Here is an 18075-nt window from a genome sequence, read left to right as displayed (position 1 = left end):
CCGCCCACCCGTCCACCATGACGGTCGACTTCGCGTTCCAGCACCTGCACGAGGAGGCGCTCTACGAGGCGCCCACCGGTCCGCCGGCGCTCATCGTCGACCCCGTCACCGGGAAGCCGATCGCCGACCCGGCGACGCCTTCCCCGCCGGGCGCGACCGTGCATCCGATCGTCGGGCACCGTCCGGCGCGCGGGTCGCGGCTGGTGTTCGCGGTTCCGGACGGCGAGAGCATCCCGTTCACGTCGGAGGGCATCCTGGCTGCGATCACCCGGCTCGAGCCTGTACTGCATCCCCTGGCCGCGCCGTCAGGAACAGCGCCGGCCCCGTGGAACGCGGGGGACAACCCGGCCGCCGCCCAGCAGGGCGCAGGGGCGAAGGCGGGCGGGTTCGAGCAGCGCGTCGTCGTCGGGAAGGGGATCGTCGCCACGCTCACCGGCGGCAGCGTCGTCCTGGAGACGGTGACCGCCGCCCAGCAGCGGAAGGTCGCCGGTCCTGTCACGCTCGACAACCTCGTCTCGAACGCGAAGGCGCTCGGGCAGGTGCGCGCCTCCCTGTCCGCCGTCCGCCCGGTCGTGTCCGACGGGGTGAAGCTCGGCGGGCTCGACGGCGACCTGGTCGATGCCGTGCCGCGCGGCCCGATCCTGGACGGCCCGATCCTGGGCGGCGGCTTCGGGAACCTGCCGCGCACCCGCCCCATCCTCAGCGACAAGCCGGATCGCGGGCAGACCGCCATCGAGGCTCCGTTCCGGCTGATGATCTCGCCCACCGCAGACGGCCGCTGGGCGCACGCCGTCTCACCCGTGCCCAGTGCGACGGCTCCCGGGTTCGTCGAGCTGTGGCACTCGCGGCTCGGGGTCGCCTCCGACGACCCGGCAGCACCGGATGAGCGGGACGCCGACCACCGGGTGGTGCGCGCGATCTGGACGCGCGACAGGGACAGCGTCACCGCCGCGCAGTGGCAGTCGGCGGCCATCGACCAGGCGGGAGGCGCGTTCACGGTCCCCCCGCTCGGCGGCGATGCGCCGTTCCGGGCGTCGCTGAACGCCGCAGACCGGCACCGGCTGGTGCGGCAGACCTCCGAGTCGTGGCTGGCGAAAAACCGGCGAAGCCGCATCGACCCTCTCCCGGTCGGGGCGAAGGCGCTGTGGCTGTCCGGGCTCGGCGCGACCCTCGACCTGCACGGTGCCTGGCCCACCCTGCCATACTCGCTCGCCGGTCTCGCCTCGGTGCTCGCCTGGGACCACCAGGCTCCGTTCGGCCGGGACCAGTACGTGCGCGTCGCATATCCGGGATACCTGTTCCCGCTCGGACACAAGGCGGCGCTGATCAAGGTAACGGAGCGGAAGATGAAAGCGGCGACCGGCGGGTCGTACGCCGGGCTGTACCAGCGCAAGTTCATCGTGCTGCTGGAGCGCACGCGCAGCTACGCCGGTCAGCGGGACTTCCCGTTCGCGTCCATCGAGCTGCAGCCGTCCGTCACCCCGGTGATCGACGACCCCGGCGTGCAGGAGAACTCGTCGTTCTGGCCGACCATCGGCGGGCAGCGATTCCGCTGGGTGGTGAACACCGTCGACAGGGACACGCAGCCGATCCGGCTGAGCTTCCCGATGCTGTGGGTGAGCGAGTCCGTGCAGCCGCCCGACTTCGCCACGGTCATCCACGCCAAATACGACACCGACCCGGACAGGGAGGTGGCGGCGCACGGACAGCGGATCGCGTTCGCGCCGCGCCCGTCGACCGGATCGGGGGACGCGCAGGCGGAGACGCAGACCGTCCGGCTGCTCGGCACCCCGGTGGTCGGCTCGTCGACCCCGACGATGAGCTCCGCCGACGTGGTGCTCCCCGCCGTGCAGCACCTGTCCGCCACGCCGAGCCTGCCGGTCTCGTACGCCAAGCAGTTCCTCTCCACCGGGCTGGACGCCGGCAACCCCGGCCAGGTGTGGGCGAACGTCCTGGCGGACGACGGGACCATCACGGCAGCGGACTTCCCCGACCTCACCGCGCACGGCATCCCGTTGCCCTCCCTGTCGTTCGGCGGGGCCGGCTCGACCAGCGGCACGGACAAGGGCGGCGGGTTCGTCGCGCCGAACCTGCCGATCCGCGGCGTCTCCGCCCTGTCCGGCCCGGTCGGCGACATCGACAACGCCATCGACCTCGACTTCAACCCCGTCGACTACCTCAAGGGTGCGTTGCCCAAGCTGTTCGGGCTGGTCGATCTGGTCGACGTGATCGAGGCGGTCACCGGGGAGCCGCTCGCCCTGCCGAAGGTCGTCTCGCAGGCGGTGCAGCTGATCGAGGGCTTCCTCGACGACGTGCAGCGGCTGCGGGATGCGGTCGAGCAGGCCGTGCGGGATGCGCAGCTCGCCGTCGACAAGGCGGCCGACCGCTCGCAGGACGCGGTGGCGAAGGCCACGGCGATCCGGGACAGCGTGCTGGCGTCGAAGAACACCATCGTGTCGCTCGTGACCGCGTTCCCCGGCCAGCTCGCCGGAGCGGTGGCGTCGCCGCCGACCGTCACGCCCGCTGAGTTGCAGGGCGCCATCGGGCAGCTCGGCGCCGCGCTCGACGGGGTGCTCGCCATCGGCGGCCTCCCGGTGTTCGCCGCCAACCAGCTGGCGTCGCTGAAGAAGGCCATCGACCCGATCGTCGCCGACGTGGATGCCGCGCTCAAGGCCATCGACTTCCTCCGCGGCCTCGCCTCCGACAGCCCGCAGGTGCGCTTCCGGTTCGAGTGGAAGCCGGAGATGCGGTCGTGGCCGGCGGGAGACCCCATCCTGAGCCTGCAGAAGGACAGCCTGGTGATCGCCATCGACGGCCGGGCGAGCGCGACCGGCGACGTCACGGTGGACGTGCTCGCCGAGCTGCGCGACTTCCAGCTGAACCTCCTGCCGGGCGCCCCGCTCATCCGGGTGCCGTTCGAGCACATGTCGTTCAAGGCGGGCTCCAACGGCAAGACCGACGTGGATGTGGTGCTGGGCGACCTGAAGTTCGTCGGCCTGCTCTCGTTCGTTGAGGTGATCAAGGAGCTGATCCCGTTCGACGGGTTCTCCGATCCGCCGTTCCTGGACGTGTCGCCGTCCGGCCTGAGCGCTGGCTTCACCCTCGCGCTGCCGAACGTGGCCATCGGCGTCTTCAACCTGTCGAACATGTCGCTCGGCGCCGACGTGCAGGTGCCGTTCCTCGGCAAGAGCGTCACCGTCGGGTTCAACTTCTGCACCAGGGAGCGGCCGTTCACGCTCGCCGTCGTGTTCCTCGGCGGCGGGGGCTGGTTCGGGATGCGCATCGGGCCGAAGAAGCTGGAGATCTTGGAGATCGGGCTGGAGGCCGGGGCGTGCCTCGCCGTCGACCTGGGCGTCGCCTCCGGGTCGATCTCGGCGATGATCGGGATCTACATCCGGTTGGAGGCGGACGCCGGCTCGCTCACCGGCTACTTCCGGCTGCGCGGCGAGGTGGATGTGCTCGGCCTCATCTCCGCGTCGATCGAGCTCTACATGGAGCTCGTGTACCAGTTCAACACCGGCAAGATGATCGGCCGGGCGACGATCACGGTGCAGGTGAAGGTGCTGTTCTTCTCCGCCTCCGTGCAGATCAGCGCCGAACGGCAGTTCGCCGGCTCGAACGGAGACCCGAGTTTCCGCGAGGTGATGTGCGAGCCGGACGGCACATCGCCGGCGTGGAGCGACTATTGCGAAGCATTCGGCGCGGAAGGGGTGCAGGCATGAGCACCGAGACATTCATGACGACCGTGCTCCCTCGGTCGACGAGGCCAGACGCCGACGCCCACGTCTCGGTGTTCGTCAGCCCGAAGCTGGTGCCGGATGCCGCGACCGCCAGGCTGGACACGTTCGCGCTGTTCCCGCACTGGGCGGCGCAGGTGCTCGACGGGCTCACGATCGAGCTCGCCGACGACGCAGGCGCCATCGACTGCACCGTCGCGACCACCGCGGCGCTCGCACCGGATGCGGGCGTCTGGGACACGATCTTCCCTCCGGACACCCCGGTGAGAGGCAACCCCGTCCCTCGGCTCGACCAGAACAGGTGGCGCGGGTTCTCCGCGCGGTCGGTGCACGACATCGGCAAGCTGGTGCACCTGGCGACCGTGCTGTCCGACCCGACGAGCCCGCCCGCGCCGTCCGCGCATCCACTGGCCCAGCAGGCGCTCGGGATGGCGCAGCGCTGGCCGGTGCACGGAGGGGACGACCGCCGCAGGCCCGAGTTCGACGAGGCCAGGCTGACGGCGTTCCTGGACGAGTCGATCGAGACGGACGCGGAGCCGCAGGAGATCTCGCGGAGGATCGCCGCCAACGAGGACTGGTTCCTGCGCGCTCTCGGCGAGCTGCACCGGGCCAGGCGGTACTACGAGCGGCCGGAGTCCGCGCAGCCGTATCAGGAGGTGCCGGACACCCAGCCGGTCGGTCTCCCTCGGCAGGGCCCGGAGTTCCACGAGCGGGTCGGCACGATCGGCGACCACCCCGCGCTGCTGAGGAAGACCGGGCTGGTGATCGACCTGCGGGTGACGGACCCGGCGAGGCTGCTCTCGTCGCGCTGGCTGACCGCGGTGCTGACGGTCGGCGGGAACGCCGCGGCGTGCCGCCCGACGCACGTGTTCGTCCGCGCTCTCGGCGACGGCACGTTCGTGACCGTCGCGCAGACCGGCGACTGGATCGACGGATCGCTCGCCATCGGCGACGACAGCCTGTTCTCGGTGCTCGACCTCGACGCCGACGGCACGGCACTCAAGACGGAGCGGTTCCTCTGGACGCTGCCCCGGCTGTTGCACGTGCAGGACAACGACGACCCGGTCAACGCCGCCACCCCTGCGATGCGCGCGAGCGGTCTGACCGTCTCCCGCGCGGAGGAGGCGCAGAGCGCGAAAGACCAGCTGGCGCACCAGGCCGCCCTGGAGACCACGGCCGTGCCCGACCTGTTCACCGAGCAGGTCACCCGGGGGATGCGCGTGGAGGTCTGGGACGACACCGTGCGTACATGGTCGTCGCTGCACGCCCGGCTCGCCGACATCGACGCCCGCCACGACGACGGCACGTACACCCCGGTGTTCACGGCGCTCCCCGAGCAGGGGCTCATCCAGGGGACGGCGGCCAACCAGACGCCGGGGGATCCGGCCAACCCGGTGAACGTGCACGAGGCGGTGTTCGGCTGGGAGGGCTGGAGCCTGTCCGCTCCTCGGCCGGGCAAGCGCGTGCGCAACGAGCAGCAGGTGGTCGACGGACGCGAGCAGACGGTGGAGGTGGTCGAAGACGTGCCGGACGTTGTGCCGGACCCGACGCATCCACTGCGCTTCGCCAACCGGGTGGCCCCCGGAACGCTGCCGCGGCTGCGGTTCGGGCGGTCGTACGCGTTCCGCGCCTGGCAGGTCGACCTCGCCGGCAACACCCGCGCCGACGAGCTCAACCCGCAGCCGCTCCCGCCTGGACCGCCGCCCGAGGTGCTGCTCGCCGGGCTGCAGACGGTGCCGCCTCCGCTCTTCGACGCACCGGGCGCGACGATCGGGCCGGTGCTGTCCGGGCTGCGCGACGGGACGGCCGCGCTGCACGAGGCGCGGCTCGCGGTGGAGGACGCGGCGCTCACGACCGAGGAGACCATGCAGGCCGACGACAGGCAACCGGATGCGGCGGAGACCCTGCGCGGAGTGTTCGCGGTCGCGCCCACCGGCGCCGTGCCGAGTGCGGTGATCGACGGGCTGCTCGGACGGGTGCGGGCGACGGTGCCGGCAGACCCGGCCGCCTTCGGCCGAGCCGCCGACCGCCGCAGCCTCGTGGATGCAGCCTTCGCCGCGGCCGTCGTCGACCCCGCGATCCCGTTCGCCGAGCCGACGATCACGCGCGACCCGTCGCGGCTCGCCGCCGTCGCCGCCGCCCAGCTCACCGGTCAGCCCGAGTTCCAGGGCGGCGCCGGTGTCGCGCTCGACCCCGCCGTGGTCGCCGCAGCGCTCCGCGCCGCGATGAAGAAGGTGACCCCGCTCGTCCCGTTCCTGCGCTGGGACCCCGTCCCGTCTCCGGCCCTGGTGCCGCGCCGCCGCTTCACGGAGGGGGAGTCTCTGCGTGTGCTCGTGGTGCGCTCCGGCGTGACCCAGGATCCGGGGACGCTCGCGATCACTGTGACGGAGCCTGCGGCATACGCGGCGAGCGTCGACGCCGCACACGGCTACGGCGCAGACACCGAACGCCACCTGGCTGCACCGAAGACCAGCCAGATCCAGGCGGAGCAGCACGGCGAGTTCGACGCAGCCATCGGCGACGGCCAGACCGCGGCGCAGCGTGCTGCAGCGCAACGGGAGGCGCTCGCCGCGATCCTCCGCGAGAACGGCAGCTTCTTCGACGTGGACGTGGCCGACCTCTCCACGGTCGGCGCGCGCATCCAGCAACCGGGCATGGCGCTGCTCAGTCAGACCCTCGAACCGGACGGCAGCCAGCCCGTGCCCTCCCCGGCCAACGGGCTCAGGATGCTCGCCCTCCGGCCGGGGGAGCTCCCCGATCCCGACCCGGCGGTCGAGCGGCTGCGCCTGCGACCGGGGGACGCGCCTGCACCAGGGCAGTACGTGGTGCACGACGTCGACGAGCTGGAGCTGCCGTACCTGCCGGACCCGCTGGCCGACGGCGTCAGCCTCGTGTTCCCGGAGGCGGGTGCGGGCAGGACCATCCGCTTCCCGTTCGGCACGGAGGGGTTCACCGCGGCATACCGGGGCGATTGGCCGGAGCGGAAGCCGTTCCTGCTGTCGCTGGAGGGCGGCGACGTGCTCGACTCCGCCGTCGCGGGCGGCCGCATCCGGTTCGTGCTTCCGCCGGGCGACGTGCAGCGGGCGCGGCTGGCGAGCAGCCTCGTGCGCTCCCGGCTCGACTGGCTGGGGGTCTGGCGCAGCTTCGCCGCCGTGCTTCAGCAGACGCCGGAGGTGCGCGAGGCCGCTGTCGACGGCTGGCTGTGGGGGCTGACCCCGTTCGAGGATCTCACCTTCGTGCACGCCGTGCCCCGCCCGCTCGTCGCACCGCGGCCGACCGTGCTGCACGCCTTCCGGGTGCCGGGGGACACCTCCGCGTTCCTGTTCGGCGGGGTCGACGTCGACGGGCAGAGCACGGACAGCATCACCGCGCAGGCGTCGTGGGACGAGCCGGTCGACGACATCGCTCAGGATGCGCCGTCCACCAGCCACACCGACGCCATCGCGTTCACGACGGCCATCGTCGCCGACGAGCAGGTGGCGGTGCTCGCCGGGCACGACGCGGTCGTGACGCTTCCCGGCTACGGTCCGCTGCGCACCCACGAGTCCACGCACCGGTTCGCGGACACCAAGCACCGCCGCGTCTCGTACTTCTTCCGGGCGGCGACGCGGTTCCGCGAGTATTTCGCGCCGGAGCTGCTGCGCGGCGATCCGGCGAATCCGCTGGACGACGGCGCGAGCGTGATCGGGGAGACGGTGGAGGTCTCCGTGCCGTCGAGCGCGCGCCCTGCCGCTCCGCTCATCCACTCGGTGCTTCCGCTGTTCCGCTGGAACGAGGGCGTCGAACCCGAGCAGCCGATGGCGCGGCGCGTCACCAGGCAGGCCGGGGTGCGCATCTACCTGCAGCGCCCGTGGTACTCCAGCGGGGAGGGCGAGCTGCTCGCGGTGCTGCTCGCGGCGAACGGGAACGACGCCTTCGGCGAACCGGCCGACGACCCAGGCACGGGCTTCCCGTACGTGAGCCAGTGGGGCGGCGACCCGATCTGGCTGAGCGCCCCCGTGGCTGCCCGGCCGCTCAAGACACTGCAGCTGGACGATCTGCTACACGCCTCCGGCATCGACGACGAGCCGCGTCCCGGCCGACCGGTGACCCCGGCTGTATCTCTCCCACTCCCCGCCGGGGTCACTGACAGGAACGTGCTCGCGGTCGGCTACCGGCCGCAGTACAGCGCGGAGCGGAAGCTCTGGTTCGTGGACATCGCGATCGACCCCGGCACGGCGTTCTGGCCGTTCGTGCGACTCGCGGTGGCGCGTTACCAGCCGGACAGCGTCGCCGGGGAGCACCTGTCGTCGCCGGTGCGCTGCGATTTCGTGCAGCTCACGCCCGAACGGATCGCGAGCGTCAGCCGCACGGACGATACGCACGTCAGGGTGGTGGTCAGCGGGACGCGCGGGCTCACCCGCGACACCACGGCGCCGCGGTTCGGGCTGGAGGGGGCGTTCGCGCGCCCGGCGGACGAGAACCGGCTGCTGGTGGCGAGCATCCAGACCGTCGACCCGGCGATCGGCGGCGATCTGGGCTGGCGCACGGTGGCGACCGGCGAGCTGGTGCTGCGCGGCACGGGAGCGAACGCCTTCGAGGGCGCCTGGGTCGGCGAGCTGGACGCCGGAGTGGTGATCCCGCTCAGCAGGCCGGGTCACAACCCGGGCTGGCGCGTGCACGTGGAGGAGTGGGAACGCTTCCCCGGCGACCCGCCTGCCCCGGAGGACACGCGCGTCTACCCGGATGGGCGCGTCTGGGAGCAGCGCCTCGTGTTCGCGGCCGACGTGGAGCTGTAGCGCGGGGGCGGGTTCCGCTCGCGCGGAGATCGCGGCGCACGTCGCGCGCGATCTCCGGTGTTGCGGAGTTCGCGGCGGCGTGTCGGCCGCGATCTCCGGTGTTACGGAGCGGGCGCGGCCTCCGCCGTGCCGCGCGGGCGCACGAAGACGAGCAGCGCCAGGTGCACGACGGCGAGCCCGGTCGCGATGCCCACCGCCGCCAGCCACGTGGATGCGGTCGTCCCGTCGGTGAACAGCAGCCCGAGCATCGTGGTCGCCACGATCGCCCCGACGTAGCGTGAGGTCTGGAAGATCCCGGCCGCGACGCCCGCATCCTGCGGCCTGGCCGCCGAGTAGAGCGCCTGGTTCATCGCGATGCTCACCACGCAGTACGGCACGCCGAGCACGGCCGTGAGCACCAGCACCACGACCGGCGCCGTCGTCGTCGCCCCGACCGCGAGCAGCCCGGCTCCGACGATCAGCGCGGACGCTCCCCAGAGCAGTGTGGTGCGCACGCCGACGCGCTCGATGGCGCGCGCCGCGAACGGCGTGGCGACGATCGTCACCGCCGCGAGGGGGAACATCAGCAGCCCGGCGATGCCCGCCGAATATCCGCCGTACTCCTGCAGGTACTGCGGCAGGCCGAAGAACGCCGAGTAGTAGACCACGTTGAACACCGCGAAGCAGAGGTAGACCATCAGCAGCCGCCGGTTCGCCGCGAGCAGGCGCAGGTCGAGGAACGGATGGGCGGTGCGCAGCTCGCGCCAGACGAACAGCGCCCCGGCCAGGATGCTCACCGGCAGCAGCCACCACAGCGGCTGCGGCCGCAGGTCGAGCAGGAACACCAGCAGCGTCGCCAGCGCCGTCACGAACGCGACGATGCCCGGGATGTCCGACTCGGCCACCACCTGCCGCAGCGGAGCCTTCACGCGCTCGGGGTCGCGCGGCGCGAACAGCCACACCCCGGCGAACGCGACGGCGGCGATCGGGACGTTCACCCAGAAGATCGCCTGCCAGCCGAGGAACGTCACCAGCACCCCGCCGAGCACCGGCCCGATGGCGGCCCCCGAGGTGTTGGCGATCTGGATGCGCCCGAGCAGCCGCGGTGTCGCCGCCCGAGACGCTGTGCCACCGCCGCCGCCGCTCGCAGCCGCCGCCGTGATCGACCGCAGCATCGCGATGGCGGACGGGAACGCCGTCGCCGTGCCGATGGCGAGAGCCACCCGTCCGGCGCAGACCGCGACGAAGGAGGACGCGAACGGGGTGAGCGCGCAGGAGACGGCGACCACGAGCATCCCGAACAGGAACAGTCGTCGTGGGCCGAACCGGTCGGCGAAGCGTCCCATCAGCGGCTGGCCGGCGGCCGACGCCAGGTAGAAGGACGTGATGACCCAGGTGACCGTGGCGATGTCCACCCGGAAGCTGTGCTGCAGCGATACCAGCGCCACCGCGATCATCGACGAGTTGAGCGGGTTCAGCAGCGTCCCGACGCTGAGCGCTGCGACGGCGGCGCCCGGGCGTCTGGCTTCGGTCACGCCCTCCAGCCTACGACGACAGCGGCGACGACCACGGGGCTATGGTGGCGGCATGGGCATCAGCGACGACGACAGGCGCCACCTGACGAGGGCCGTGCAGCTCGCGGCCGAGGCACTGGATGCGGGGGACGAGCCGTTCGGGTCGGTCCTCGTCGGCGAGGACGGCGCGGTGCTCGCCGAAGACCGCAACAGGGTCGGCGGCGGGGACGAGACCCTGCATCCCGAGTTCGAGCTCGCGCGCTGGGCGGTCAGGAACCTGTCACCGGATGCGCGTGCTGCCGCAGTCGTCTACACGTCGGGGGAGCACTGCCCGATGTGCTCGGCGGCGCACGCCTGGGTCGGGCTCGGGCGGATCGTCTACGCCGCGTCGGCGGAGCAGATCAGCGGGTGGCGCGCATCCTGGGGCGCCCCGGTCTCCGCGGTGAGCGCGCTCCCCATCCAGACGGTAGCGCCGGGGGTTCCGGTGGACGGTCCCGTTGCGCCGTTCGACGACGAGGTGCGCAGGCTGCTGCAGCGTTCGGTGGCCGGATAGGGCGGGTCAGTCGGTCAGGTCGGCGGTCGTGACCGGCACCGTCGCCTTGTACGGATATGCGGGCATCGACGAGAACTCCTCGTCGTCGTCCAGTTCGTAGACGTCGTAGGCCAAGGCGCCGGCGAAGGTCGTCGCCACCCGGATCTCCCCGGGAGGGCAGCCTCCGATCAGCGGGACGACGACGACACTGTCGAGGGTCGCCCCGTCCTCGTAGAGGAGGGCCGCTTTGATGGTTCGCGTGAGAGCGTCCATGTCGCGGAGCATACGTCCGCCCGGGCGCCGACACGCGGAGAAACGCGCACGGAAGTGAAACAGCGATCCGACTTGACGAGGTGCCTCCCGGAGGCGAAAGTGGACCCCGGAGAGGAACTTAATTGGGAACACTGATCTACGACGGGACAGACAGCTTTACGTTCGACGATCGCGTGCTCGCACACCTGCAGGCAGTGATAGCGACCAAACTGCGCCGCCGCGAAGGGTTCCTTCTGCTGTGGGTGGACCGGTCAGGGGTCGACGGCAGCCTGCGATCCATCTGGCTCGACCCGTCGATCAGCATCCAGTTCGCGTTCACGCACACGCAGCTGCCCGAGCTGAACCGTGAGTGGCTGACCATTCTCACGGAGCGCGCGAACAGCAACTCCGGTCTCCTGCTCGAAGACGAGCTGCGGGCCGAGATCCGTCAGGAGGTGCCGGAGGGCACATACCGGGCGGCGCGTTCGAAACGATCGGAGTGACCGGATGGGCAAGCTGATCTACGGCCACGGCCAGGAGTTCGAGTTCGACGACCGCGTGCTCTCGCACGTGAAGATCGCGCTCGTCACCAAGCTGCGCAGGCACGAGAGCTTCCTGCTCAACTGGGAGATCCCGCCCGAGCAGGGCGGCGGCAGGATCAGCCTCTGGGTCAGCCGCGAGATCCCGATGGCGTTCGTGTTCGCGGGGAGCAGGCCGCCCACACTGAACGAGCAGTGGATGGAGGCGCTGCTGCAGTCGAGCCAGCGCACCGGCGGCATGGTCATCATGCCGGAGGAGCAGGCCGCCGCCCATCTGAACGCCCACGCGAGGGAGAGCTGACGCATGTCGTTCCAGGCATATCTCGACAACATCGAGGACAAGACGGGCAAGACGCCGCGCGAGTTCATTGCGCTGGCGCACGAGCACGGCTTCGGCGAGGACACCAAGGCCGGACCGATCCTGGAGTGGCTGAAGACCGACTTCGACCTGGGTCGCGGGCACGGGATGGCGCTGGTGCACGTCATCACCAAGGGTCCGAAGATCGACGCGAAGTTCGTCGGGGTGGACACCGCCCACCGGGACGAGTCCGACACGCTCTGGCTGGACGGCAAGGCGAGCAAACCGGCCTAGGGCCGGCGTTCGCCGCTGCTCAGTTCAGCAGGGCGATCTTCCCGCCGGGGTGCCCGTCTTTCAGGAACGTCAGCGCCTCGATCGCCTCGGCGAGCGGGTATGTGCGCGCCACGGGCACCTGCAGGCGTCCGCTCCCGGCGAGGGCGAGCAGGTCGGCCCGCACGCTGTCCCGGTATGCGGCACTCTCCGGCTGGGCGCCGTTGATGGCATGGAAGCCCTCCTCGGCCGCGCGGGCGGCGGCGACGATGGTGACGATGCGGTTGCGGTCGGCCACGAGTTCGAGAGACACGTCGATCGCCTCGTCGGTGCCGACGCAGTCGAGCGCGGCCCGGATGTGCCCGTGACCGGCCTCGCGCGCCCGGTCCAGCAGTCCGGGACCGTAGGCGATGGGTGTGCCGCCGAACCGGCGGACCTCGGCGAATCTGGCCTCGCTCGCCGTTCCGATCACGTGCACGTCGAGCTCGGCGGCCTGCTGCAGCACACTCACCCCGACGGCACCGGATGCGCCGTGCACGATGATCGTCTCCCCGGCCCGCACACCGACGGTGTGCAGCATCTGCGACGCGGTCGAACCGGCGAGCAGCAGGTTCGCCGCCGCAGGGTCGTCCAGCCGCGGCGGCTTCGCGAACACATCGGCCGCCGGCACGATCACCTCGGTGGCGTATCCGCCCGCGATGCGGAAGGCGACCACCGCATCCCCGACGGCCCCTCCTCCCGACGCGATCTCGGTGTCCGGGCCGACCGCGGACAGCACGCCCGCCACCTCGTAGCCGATGGGGGCCGGAAGCTCCAGGCCGGGTCGAGGCGCGGAGACGTGCTTGTAGTCTGCGGGGTTCACGCCGGCCGCGGTCACCCGGATCGTCACCTCACCCGGCCCGGGTTGCGGGAGTTCCACCTCCTGGAACTCCCAGCCGTCCAGTCCGCCCCAGCGTGTCGCCACCCAACGTCGTGCCATAGCCATATCCAATTCCCCCGACCTGAACGCCGGCTCAGGACACGCGACCGGAATGCTGAGCGCGGCGCGCCGCCCTCGTCGGTGCGAGCCGCAGCATCTGCGCTGTCGAACTGTCGTCGAGTTCGACCAGTGTGCTGCGCGATTTGATGAAATCGCTGAACGACCGGAACCCGAGCGACTTCTCGCTGAACGACGGGTCCATGCGCTTCATCTGGCCCTTGACCGTCGAGCTGTGCAGCCACTCGGCGTCGTCCTTCTCGTGGCCGAGCTGCATGGCGCGGGCGAGCAGCCGGGTGGCGACGAGCTGCGGGTCCTCCCGCTCCTCCTCGACCGGCTCCTCCGGGGCCGGCTCAGCGACGGGCTCCGGAGCGGGCTCCTGCGCGGCCGCCTTGGTGGACCGGCGCCGCTTCGGGGCTGCGGGCTCGGTTGCCGCGTCGGTCACGGTGGCCGTGTCGGCCGCGGAAGCCTTCGAGGCCGCACTTCCCACGGCGACCGGCTCGACGACGGATGCGGCGCGCCCGGCCGCGGGAGGCGCATCCGGAGCTGTCACCTCGACGGACTCCGCGTCCTCATCCCGGGCAACTCCCGGCAAATCGTCGTACGTCACGAAGTCGTCGCAGGCCGCGGCGAGCGACTTGCTGGTCGACCCGGCGACGCCGATGCCGATCACGTACCGGCCGAGGCGCTTGCAGCGCTGGGCGAGCGCGATGTAGTCGGAGTCTCCCGCCACGATCACCACGTGCGTGAGGTCGGGCAGGCGGAACAGGTCTTCGACCGCATCCACGGCCAGCCGGATGTCCGCGCCGTTCTTCGCGTACGCGGCGGCGGGGAACAACTGCACGAGGTCGACGGCGCGGCCGACCAGTTGCCCGCGGTAGTCGGCGTTGACCGCTGCCGACCAGTCCGCGTATGCGCGGGTGAGCACCAGCGTGCCGAACGACGAGGCGAAGTCGATCACCGCGCCGATGTCGACGGTCGCCTCAGCGAGTTTTGCGGTGAAGGTGGGGTCGGTCTTGCCGGCCGCCTTCTGTCTGTCGCGCATGAACTGGCCGCGGCCGTGGACTTGGTCGTACCTCGAGATCACGATGTTGTCGAAGTCGATGTACACGGCGACGCGGCCGTCTCCGGGTTCGGTCATGGCCCAACGATAACGCCGATCACTGGGCGTAGCGGTCGGCGACCGTCAGTGCGGCGTCGATCACGGCGAGTCCGCGCCGCAGGTCGTCCTCGCCGATCACCAGCGGAGGCGCGATGTGCATCCGGTTGAAGTGGATGAACGGCCACACCCCCTCCGCCTTGCAGGCGGCCGCCAGCTCGGCCATCGGGGCGGCGTCCGCCCCCGCGGCGTTGAACGGCACGAGCGGTTCCCTGGTGTCGCGATCGCGCACCAGTTCGAGTGCCCAGAACAACCCGCGACCGCGCACCTCGCCGAGCGACGGGTGCGTGTCCAGCCAGCCCGTGATCGTCGGCTCGACCACGCGTTCGCCGAGATCGCGCACCCGCTCCAGGATGCCGTCGCGCTCGAACACCTCGAACGTCGCCACCCCGGCTGCGCAGGCCAGTGGATGCCCGGAGTACGTCAGCCCGCCCTGGAACGCCACGTCGTCGAAGAACGCCGCGATCCTGCCCGAGATGACGACGCCGCCGAGTGGCACGTACCCCGAGTTGACGCCCTTCGCGAAGGTGATCAGGTCGGGGACGACCCCGAACGCGTCCACCGCGAACCACTCGCCGATCCGGCCGAAACCGACCATCACCTCGTCGGCGATGTACACGATCCCGTAGCGGTCGCAGAGCGCGCGCACCCCGGCCAGGTAGCCGGGAGGGGGCACGAGCACGCCGTTGGTGCCCACGATGGTCTCGATGACGATGGCCGCGACGGTCGCAGCGCCCTCGAGCACGATCACGCTCTCCAGGTGTTCGAGCGCGCGCTGCGTCTCCTCCTCCTGCGTCGTCGCGTGGAACGCCGACCGGTACAGGTACGGGCCGAAGAAGTGGGCGACGGACGGGTCGCTCGGCTCATTCGCCCAGCGCCGCGGGTCGCCGGTCAGCGCGATGGCCGCACCGGTTCCGCCGTGGTACGAGCGGTACATCGACAGCACTTTGCGGCGGCCGGTCACCCTGCGTGCCATCCGCACGGCGTACTCGTTCGCGTCAGCGCCGCCGTTGGTGAAGAACACGCTGTTCAGCGTGCCGGGCGCGACCCCGGCGATCCGCCTGGCCAGCTCGCCGCGCACGTCGTTCGCCATCGACGGCTGGATGGTCGCCAGCCGTCCCGCCTGCTCCTGGATGGCGCGCACCAGGTCCGGATGCTGGTGGCCGAGATTCAGGTTCACGAGCTGCGAGCTGAAATCGAGATAGGCGGTGCCGCGGTAGTCCCAGAAGGTGGAGCCGTCGCCCGCTGCGACCGGCAGCGGGTCGATCCGCGCCTGGGCGCTCCACGAGTGGAAGACGTGGCCGCGGTCGTCGGAGCGCACCTGCGTCTCGGCCGCGCCGTCGCCGAAGGGATGCTCGACGCCGTGCCTGTCCAGGAATCCGGTGCGTGCGGTGGATGCGGTGGTGTCGGTCATGCTGTCCGTCCTGTTGGTGCTGGGGGTGCGGTCGGCGCGTGCGCCGGTCAGTGGTCGCCGGTGCGGAGTCGCCGGTCAGGAGTTGCCGGGGAAGGCGAGCTCGATCGTGGAGTGCAGCGGGTCGGGCCAGCGCGTGGTGACCACCTTGCTGCGGGTGTAGAAGTGGAACGACTCCGGCCCGTAGATGTGGGAGTCGCCGAACAGCGAGTCCTTCCAGCCGCCGAACGAGTACGCGCCGACCGGCACCGGGATCGGAACGTTGATCCCGACCATGCCCACCTCCACGTCGAACTCGAACTGCCTGGCCGCGCCGCCGTCGCGGGTGAACAGGGCGACGCCGTTGCCGTACCGGTTGCTGTTGACCAGCGCGACGGCGTCCTCGTAGGTGGCGACGCGCACGACGGAGAGCACCGGGCCGAAGATCTCGTCGGTGTAGACGCGCATCCCGGTACCGACGTGGTCGATCAGGCTGACGCCGATGAAGAAGCCGTCGCCATCGAACTGCTTCGCGGTGCCGTCGACCACCACGGTCGCGCCCTCCGCCTCTGCTCCGGCCACGTAGGAGGCGACCTTGTCGCGGTGCTCGGCGGTGATCAGTGGGCCCATCTCGCTGGCGGCGTCTGTGCCGTCACCGATCGCCAGCGCGTCGAGCCTGCCGGCGATGGCGGGCACCAGCCGGTCGCCGACGTCGCCGACCGCGACCAGCACGCTGACCGCCATGCAGCGCTCTCCGGCCGATCCGTATGCCGCGGAGACGGCGGCATCCGCTGCCGCGTCGATGTCGGCGTCCGCCAGCACCACCATGTGGTTCTTGGCGCCGCCGAGCGCCTGCACCCGCTTGCCGTTCGCGCTCGCGCGCTGGTAGATCGAGCGGGCGATCGGCGTGGAGCCGACGAAGCTGACCGCATCCACGTCCGGGCTGTCCAGGATGGTGTCGACCGCGACCTTGTCGCCGTGCACCACGTTGAGCACCCCGGCGGGCAGGCCGGCCTCCAGGAATAGCCTGGCCAGGAACACCGACGCGCTCGGGTCCTTCTCGCTCGGCTTGAGGACGACGGTGTTGCCGCAGGCGATGGCGCTCGCGACCATCCAGAGCGGCACCATCACCGGGAAGTTGAACGGCGTGATGCAGCCGACCACGCCGACGGGCTGCTTGACGCTGTGCACGTCGACGCCCGTGGACACCTGCTGGCTGAACTCGCCCTTCAGCTGCGCGATGAGCCCGGAGGCGAACTCCACGTTCTCGAGCCCGCGACCGATCTCACCGGCGGCGTCGGACAGCACCTTGCCGTGCTCGCTCGTGACGATGGCGGCGAGCTCGGCGGAGCGCTCGGTGAGCAGGTGGCGCAGCCGGAACAGCACGTCGGCACGCTTGGTGAGGCTGGTCGCCCGCCACCCGGGGAGGGCGTCTCTCGCTGCCGAAACGGCGGCCTCGACGTCGGCGACGCTGCCGAGCACGACCTCGTGCTGCCGTTCGCCGGTCGCCGGGTTGAACACCGGGCCGGTGCGGACGGGCTCGCCGTGCTCGACGCCGTCGATGAGGTGACGGATGAGGGCCACAGGCATTCTCCTTCGGAACGCTCCGGACGAACTGCCCGGAGGAAAACAGTAGGCTTGCATCCCAATGCTGACAGAGAAAGAAGCGGGTGGGCGATGCCAGATCGTCGGAGCTTGACGGCGGGCGAGACAGATCGTCCGGAAGCTGTCTCATCGGCCGTGCTGCCGACCATCCGGGAGATCCTGCGCTTCGACGATGTGGCCCGCGCCCTGCCGGAGGTGCTGTCCGGGGAGGACGGCCTGGACCGCCCGGTGCGCTGGGTGCACGTCTCCGAGACGGCCGAGAGCGCGCGGCTCGTCAGTGGGGGCGAACTGCTCCTCTCGACGGGAGCGGGCTGGCCGACGGACGACGACGCGCTGCTGGCGCTCGCCGCCGGACTCGCGGAGGGCGGCATCGCCGGCCTGGTGCTCGAACTGAGCGACAGGATGCCGCAGCCGCCCGTCGCCATCGTCGACGGCTTCCGCGCCTCGGGGATGCCCTTCGTCGTGCTGCACAGGGAGGTGCGGTTCATCGCGATCACCGAGGCCGTGCACTCCCGCATCATCGCCGACCAGATGGTCGCCCTGCGCGCCAGGGACGAGATCCACGCCCTCTTCACCGAGCTGAGCCTGCGCGGCAGCCCGGCCGACTTCATCGTCGCGGAGGCGGCGAGGGCGCTGGGCGCCCCCGTCGTGCTCGAAGACCTCAACCACCGCGTCATCGCGGCGTCCGGGGTGGACGCCGCCGAGGTGGCGCTCGCCGACTGGGAGCAGCGCTCCCGCCGGGCCCACCGCGGCGCGGGCGACGAACGCTGGCTGATCACCCCGATCGAGGCGCGCGGGATGCGCTGGGGCCACCTCATCGCGCTCCCCGGCCTCCCGCATCCGGCCGGACGCTCCAACGTGCTCGAACAGGCGGCGGTCGCCCTCGCCCTCAGCAGGCTCGCCGACCGGGATGCGGACGAGTGGACCAGACAGAGCCACGACCGCCTCCTCGGCGCGCTGCTCGGCCGCCGCTTCGCCAGCGAGAGCGGCCTGGTGGCGCGCTTCGAGGCGTCGGGGCTGCCGGTGGCGGGGCGGGTGCTGAGCGG

General features: G+C 71.3%; 13 protein-coding genes. 7 read left to right on the top strand and 6 right to left on the bottom strand.

The genetic code is table 11. The annotated features are described in order from the left end of the window. Positions 1–3722: hypothetical protein (locus B7438_RS19530; RefSeq protein WP_218775189.1), on the top strand; the 3722-nt coding region annotated here is incomplete at its 5' end. Continuing rightward, on the top strand, positions 3719–8515 hold the full coding sequence (locus B7438_RS19525; RefSeq protein ID WP_085371349.1) for a hypothetical protein: 4797 nt from the start codon (positions 3719–3721) through the stop codon (positions 8513–8515). The genes B7438_RS19530 and B7438_RS19525, both read left to right, overlap by 4 nt. A 101-nt stretch (positions 8516–8616) precedes the next feature. On the opposite strand, the gene B7438_RS19520 is transcribed toward B7438_RS19525, so the two are convergent. Then, positions 8617–10038, bottom strand: coding sequence for an MFS transporter (locus B7438_RS19520; RefSeq protein ID WP_085371348.1), 1422 nt, complete (start codon positions 10036–10038; stop codon positions 8617–8619). A gap of 43 nt (positions 10039–10081) precedes the next feature. Here B7438_RS19520 and B7438_RS19515 point away from each other — a divergent pair, with 43 nt between their 5' ends. Then, on the top strand, positions 10082–10561 hold the full coding sequence (locus B7438_RS19515) for a nucleoside deaminase (protein WP_085371347.1): 480 nt from the start codon (positions 10082–10084) through the stop codon (positions 10559–10561). 6 nt (positions 10562–10567) lie between these two features. Here the strand turns inward: B7438_RS19515 and B7438_RS19510 are convergent, their stop codons facing one another. Continuing rightward, on the bottom strand, positions 10568–10813 hold the full coding sequence (locus B7438_RS19510) for a hypothetical protein (protein WP_085371351.1): 246 nt from the start codon (positions 10811–10813) through the stop codon (positions 10568–10570). Positions 10814–10935: 122 nt separating this feature from the next. Between B7438_RS19510 and B7438_RS19505 the strand changes: the two genes are divergently transcribed. The 3 genes from B7438_RS19505 to B7438_RS19495 are packed head-to-tail and all read left to right on the top strand — an operon-like array spanning position 10936 to position 11923. Next, positions 10936–11295, top strand: a complete 360-nt coding sequence (locus B7438_RS19505; protein WP_085371346.1) for a hypothetical protein — start codon at positions 10936–10938, stop codon at positions 11293–11295. Between the two features lie 4 nt (positions 11296–11299). Further along, the gene (locus B7438_RS19500) at positions 11300–11632 is read left to right on the top strand and encodes a hypothetical protein (protein ID WP_085371345.1); all 333 of its coding nucleotides are present in this window, start codon (positions 11300–11302) and stop codon (positions 11630–11632) included. A 3-nt stretch (positions 11633–11635) separates the two neighbouring features. Continuing rightward, a complete protein-coding gene (locus B7438_RS19495; protein WP_085371344.1) occupies positions 11636–11923 on the top strand; it encodes a DUF4287 domain-containing protein in 288 nt (95 codons plus the stop codon). Between the two features lie 19 nt (positions 11924–11942). Here the strand turns inward: B7438_RS19495 and B7438_RS19490 are convergent, their stop codons facing one another. The 4 genes from B7438_RS19490 to B7438_RS19475 form a co-directional block, all read right to left on the bottom strand. Continuing rightward, the gene (locus B7438_RS19490) at positions 11943–12878 is read right to left on the bottom strand and encodes an NADP-dependent oxidoreductase (RefSeq protein ID WP_085371343.1); all 936 of its coding nucleotides are present in this window, start codon (positions 12876–12878) and stop codon (positions 11943–11945) included. A 34-nt stretch (positions 12879–12912) separates the two neighbouring features. After that, positions 12913–14016 carry an NYN domain-containing protein gene (locus B7438_RS19485; protein WP_085371342.1) on the bottom strand — a complete coding sequence of 368 codons (1104 nt, stop codon included), beginning with the start codon at positions 14014–14016 and terminating at the stop codon, positions 12913–12915. Between the two features lie 19 nt (positions 14017–14035). Next, positions 14036–15448: an aspartate aminotransferase family protein gene (locus B7438_RS19480; protein ID WP_085371341.1), complete on the bottom strand. Its 1413-nt coding sequence runs from the start codon at positions 15446–15448 to the stop codon at positions 14036–14038. A 75-nt stretch (positions 15449–15523) separates the two neighbouring features. After that, positions 15524–17008, bottom strand: coding sequence for a CoA-acylating methylmalonate-semialdehyde dehydrogenase (locus B7438_RS19475; protein ID WP_085371340.1), 1485 nt, complete (start codon positions 17006–17008; stop codon positions 15524–15526). Between the two features lie 93 nt (positions 17009–17101). Between B7438_RS19475 and B7438_RS19470 the strand changes: the two genes are divergently transcribed. Beyond that, a partial coding sequence (locus tag B7438_RS19470) for a PucR family transcriptional regulator ligand-binding domain-containing protein (protein WP_179150885.1) occupies positions 17102–18075 on the top strand: 974 nt, incomplete at its 3' end.

Source organism: Leifsonia sp. NCR5 (assembly GCF_002105485.1).
In the GTDB taxonomy this organism is placed as follows: Bacteria; Actinomycetota; Actinomycetes; order Actinomycetales; family Microbacteriaceae; genus Leifsonia.
Note: the sequence above shows the minus strand (reverse complement) of the source record. Positions and strands in the feature narration are given on the sequence as shown.

Bases quoted from the DNA above. Each gene is read 5' to 3' on its own strand.
- B7438_RS19525 (WP_085371349.1), top strand. From the start codon at position 3,719: ATGAGCACCGAGACATTCATGACGACCGTGCTCCCTCGGTCGACGAGG.
- B7438_RS19510 (WP_085371351.1), bottom strand. From the start codon at position 10,813: ATGGACGCTCTCACGCGAACCATCAAAGCGGCCCTCCTCTACGAGGAC.
- B7438_RS19480 (WP_085371341.1), bottom strand. From the start codon at position 15,448: ATGACCGACACCACCGCATCCACCGCACGCACCGGATTCCTGGACAGG.
- B7438_RS19495 (WP_085371344.1), top strand. From the start codon at position 11,636: ATGTCGTTCCAGGCATATCTCGACAACATCGAGGACAAGACGGGCAAG.
- B7438_RS19485 (WP_085371342.1), bottom strand. From the start codon at position 14,016: ATGACCGAACCCGGAGACGGCCGCGTCGCCGTGTACATCGACTTCGAC.
- B7438_RS19500 (WP_085371345.1), top strand. From the start codon at position 11,300: ATGGGCAAGCTGATCTACGGCCACGGCCAGGAGTTCGAGTTCGACGAC.
- B7438_RS19515 (WP_085371347.1), top strand. From the start codon at position 10,082: ATGGGCATCAGCGACGACGACAGGCGCCACCTGACGAGGGCCGTGCAG.
- B7438_RS19490 (WP_085371343.1), bottom strand. From the start codon at position 12,878: ATGGCACGACGTTGGGTGGCGACACGCTGGGGCGGACTGGACGGCTGG.